Raw genomic sequence first — 3,844 nt, forward strand, 5'->3', positions numbered from 1 at the left:
TTCCAGCTTGCAAGTCCCAGACGCGCAACAACCGGTCGCGGCCCCCGGTAGCCAGTGTGAGCCCACTGGGGGCAAAGGCCAGCGACCCTACCCCGTTGCCATGGGCCTCGAGGGTCTGCACCAGCCGCCCGTCGTCTACCCGGTAGAGGCGGGTTTGGCCATCGCGGCTGCCGACGGCCAGATGCCGCCCATCGGGTGCAAAGGCCAGCGCGGTAATCTCCAGCTCGGCCTCCGCCAGCCTGCGCACCAACCGGCCCTGGCGGTTCCAGAGCCAGACCTCCTTATCCCAGCCCCCACTGGCCAGCAGGCTTCCGTCCGGGCTGTAGGCCAGGGTTGTGACCGAGGAGGCGGGGGGCTCGAGGGTCTGGGCCAGTTGTCCGGATGCATTCCATCGCCGGGCTCGACCGTCGTCGTGCCCACTCCACAACTGGTTTCCGGCCACTGCCAGGCTCAGTACCGAACTGCTCTGGATGCTTTGCAGGGGTCTGTTCCGATCCCAAAAAGTGATCCTGCCATCCTGGGAAGCGCTTATAAGCCGACCATTAGCCTTCCAGGCCAGGGCACTGACCGCGAGGCTATGGGCAGCAAACTGGTGTACAAAATTGCCTCTGGCATCCCAGAGCTGGATCTGTCCATCGCGATCCCCCGCCGCCAGGCGTCCATCACTGCTCCAGGTCAGGGCTCGTACCGACGGAGGCCCCAGCAGTGGAAAGGCTCGAGACTCCCTGCGATTCCACAAAAACACCCCATCCAGCCCGCCCCCTGCCAGCAGCGCACCATCGGGTGAGAACCCCACCCCATAAATCCAGTTATGTCCCAGGTGGGTCGCCTGTACTTGTCCCGCAAGCGTCCATAGCCGCAGCATGCCATCGGCGCCGCCGCTCAAAATGTGCTCGCCGTCCGGGCTGAAGCGGGCCGACCAGACCTGGTCGCGGTGGCCCTGCAACACGCTTCGGGTTGCTCCTGTCTCGGTATTCCAGAGCCGGAGTGTGGTGTCGGCAGAGCCACTCAACAGGCTGCCGTCAGGGGCAAACTCGAGGGTGCGTACGGTGTCGGTATGACCACTGAGGGTACGCAAGAAGCGTCCATCTGGACGGTAAAGCTGAATATATGCATCGGCCCCTACCGCCAGAACCCCACTCGAGCTGATAGCGACAGCGCCCACCGGGGCGCGGTGCCCGGCCAGAATCTGCACAGGTTGTTGGGCCATGGAGGGTGCCAGACCTACGACGATCCAACCAAACCACTTCCACATCCCTATAGCTTATTCAGAAGCCCGCTGAGGAGGGTGGATAAAGGAGGGATGCCTCGAGTCATCCGAATGGTGGAGGGTTTGGGGCGGTGCTCCGTAAGAAGGATGGAGTCCCCGAAGTGTGAATGCCATAAAGTGCAGGTTTTCCCTGCTGGGATCAGCGGAAAAAATAGTGAGAACCGCGATGGAAGCGCGAATCCATCGGGTATAGGCCCCATGGAGGGGGAGCAGTCAGGGGTTGGCGGCCCTTGTGCTTGTCAACCTTCAGAGAATAATCTGGTTGACGTGCCTGAACTGCTGGCCTATCTCCACGACCAGTACCAGAGCGGCGAAGCCCTGGCCCAGCAGCTTGGCATCAGCCGTGCGGCGGTGTGGAAGCAGGTCGAGGCCCTGCGAATGGCCGGGTATCCAGTGCAGTCTCAGAAGGGCAAGGGCTACCGGCTGATACCGGGAACCCCCACCCCAGCGGCCCTCGAGGCTATTCGCAGCGGCAGCTTTGGCGCATTCTATGCCTACCTCGGAACCACTGGCAGTAGCCAGGATGTGCTCAAAAACTGGGCCCTGGACGGTGCAGAGGAGGGCTCGGTGGTGCTGGTCGAGCGACAGGAGAAGGGCCGGGGTCGGCGCGGACGACCCTGGGCCAGCGAGCCAGGCCACAGCCTGACCTTCTCGGTATTGCTGCGTCCCCAGCTTCCCCTTTCAACCCTGCCGTGGTTGGCTCTGGTGGCTGGACTGGCCCTGTGCGAGGCCTGCGGGGTGGGTAGGCTCAAGTGGCCCAACGATCTGCTGGCCGCGACCCCTGGAGCCGGTGGGGAAAGCCTGACCTACCGCAAGCTAGCGGGGGTGCTGCTCGAGGCCCAGGTCAGCGGGGAAGAGGCGGCCTATGTAATTCTGGGGATCGGTCTAAACGTGAACCGCGCAGCCCGCAAGCAGTTAGGAGCGGCATATCTGGACGAGTTTGTGGTGGCGTCCAGAGTCCAGGTGCTGGCCGGTTTCTTAGAGCGTCTGGAGGCCCGCTACGCCCAGCTCCACCACGACCTCGAGGGGGTGTTGCGCGACTACAAGGCCCGATGCCTCACCCTGGGACAGCAGGTCAGGGTGTCCACCCCACAGGGCGAAATTGGTGGGCTGGCGGTTGATGTTGCCCCGGATGGCTCACTGCTGGTTGAAGCCTCAGACCGCACCCACCAGGTCTCGGCTGGAGATGTTCAACTGGTCGGAGTTGTGTAAAGGAGACCCATGAATCCAACCCAAACCCTGCCGTATCTGCCGCTTTCCAGGACATTATTTCCGGCCCGCAGCCTGACCCGCGACCTGCTTCTGGTGCTGGGGGGCAGCCTGCTGGTGGCCCTGACCGCCCAGGTAGCCATTCCGACCCAGCCGGTGCCCATCACCCTGCAAACCCTGGGGGTGCTGCTGGTGGGCGCAGTCCTGGGTAGCCGCCTGGGTTTTCTGGCCTTGCTGGCCTACCTGGCCCAGGGGCTGGTGCTGCCGGTATTTGCCAATGGAGCTACCTGGTTCGACCCTCGAGTGGTATTTTCGGCGGGCTATCTGGTCTCTTTCCCGCTGGCAGCCTTTGCGATCGGCTGGCTGGTCGAGCGGTTTGGCACCGATCGTAACCCTTTCAAGACCTTTTTCGCCATGCTGCTGAGCAGCCTGATTGTCTACGCGGTCGGCGTGACCTGGCTGGGCCTGGCACTGGGCAACGCGGGCCTCTTCACCGGGGTTTCGGAACTGCTGTACGCCGGGATGGTCAAGTTTCTGGTCGGTGATCTGGTCAAGGCCGCGATTGCCGCCGCGCTACTGCCTATGGTCTGGCGTCTGGTTCGTCGCTAGAGGCTGGTTTCTGCTCCCGGTTCTCCTCGAGGGCCGGGGCTTCTTCTTCATCCTCTGGTTTGGGTTTTACGCCTCTGGCAGCCCAGCGGATCACCCGTGGCATCAAGAACCAGTAGGCAGCTCCGGCCAGCAGGCCAACCGGCAGGCCGAACAGCAGCGACGGCCAGAAGCCAAGCTGCTGGATCTGGGCCACGACGCTAAAAATCCAGACAATCGCCACCACCATGGCCACTTCCTGGCGCTGCACCTTCATGGCTGGGCCTCGAGCAGGTCGGCCAGATAGACCAGGGCCATCTTGTAGGACATCGGCCCAAAGCCCGAAATTAGGCCCCTGGCCGCAGTTGCCGTCACCGAGTGCCGCCGGTACTCCTCGCGGGCGTGGAGGTTGGAAAGGTGTACCTCGACGACCGGCAGGGTCTGTGCCCGAACCGCATCCAGCAACGCAATGGAGTAGTGCGTGAGGGCTGCCGGGTTGAGCACAATGCCACGAAAACCCTCATCCCTGGCCTGCTGAATCCATTCCACCATCTGCCCCTCGAAATTGGACTGGCGACAGGCCACGCCCAAGCCCAGCTCCGCACTCCAGACTTCGCAGAGCTCTTCCAGCTCCTCCAGGGTGGTTTTTCCGTACAACTCTGGCTCGCGCTTGCCCAGCAGGTTGAGGTTGGGGCCATTTAAGACCAGGATCATTTGACTATATGCTAAAGGAGCAGCATCTCAATCGGCAATCGTAGGAAAAGGCAGGGTTGTATCGTA

At 62.7% G+C, this 3,844-nt stretch carries 5 protein-coding genes; 2 read left to right on the forward strand and 3 right to left on the reverse strand.

Annotated features, from left to right (window positions below; all coding sequences use genetic code 11):
- Positions 1-1,255: WD40 repeat domain-containing protein (locus Q0288_RS14095; RefSeq protein ID WP_299431612.1), on the reverse strand; the 1,255-nt coding region annotated here is incomplete at its 3' end.
- A gap of 282 nt (positions 1,256-1,537) precedes the next feature.
- On the opposite strand from Q0288_RS14095, the gene Q0288_RS14100 reads away from it, so the two are divergent.
- Together Q0288_RS14100 and Q0288_RS14105 are read left to right on the forward strand one after the other, a co-directional pair.
- Positions 1,538-2,482, forward strand: coding sequence for a biotin--[acetyl-CoA-carboxylase] ligase (locus Q0288_RS14100; RefSeq protein WP_299431615.1), 945 nt, complete (start codon positions 1,538-1,540; stop codon positions 2,480-2,482).
- Positions 2,483-2,491: 9 nt separating this feature from the next.
- A complete protein-coding gene (locus Q0288_RS14105) occupies positions 2,492-3,088 on the forward strand; it encodes a biotin transporter BioY (protein ID WP_299431618.1) in 597 nt (198 codons plus the stop codon).
- Here the strand turns inward: Q0288_RS14105 and Q0288_RS14110 are convergent.
- Both Q0288_RS14110 and aroQ read right to left on the reverse strand, forming a co-directional pair.
- Complete coding sequence (locus tag Q0288_RS14110) at positions 3,060-3,341, reverse strand: hypothetical protein (RefSeq protein ID WP_299431621.1); 282 nt, start codon at positions 3,339-3,341, stop codon at positions 3,060-3,062. The two genes, Q0288_RS14105 and Q0288_RS14110, sit on opposite strands and share 29 nt — an antisense overlap.
- Complete coding sequence (gene aroQ / locus Q0288_RS14115; RefSeq protein WP_299431623.1) at positions 3,338-3,778, reverse strand: type II 3-dehydroquinate dehydratase; 441 nt, start codon at positions 3,776-3,778, stop codon at positions 3,338-3,340. The genes Q0288_RS14110 and aroQ overlap by 4 nt, the downstream gene beginning before the upstream one ends.
- Positions 3,779-3,844 lie beyond the last annotated feature (66 nt).

Origin of the sequence: uncultured Meiothermus sp. (assembly GCF_937863175.1) — a bacterium.
Lineage (GTDB): Bacteria > Deinococcota > Deinococci > Deinococcales > Thermaceae > Meiothermus.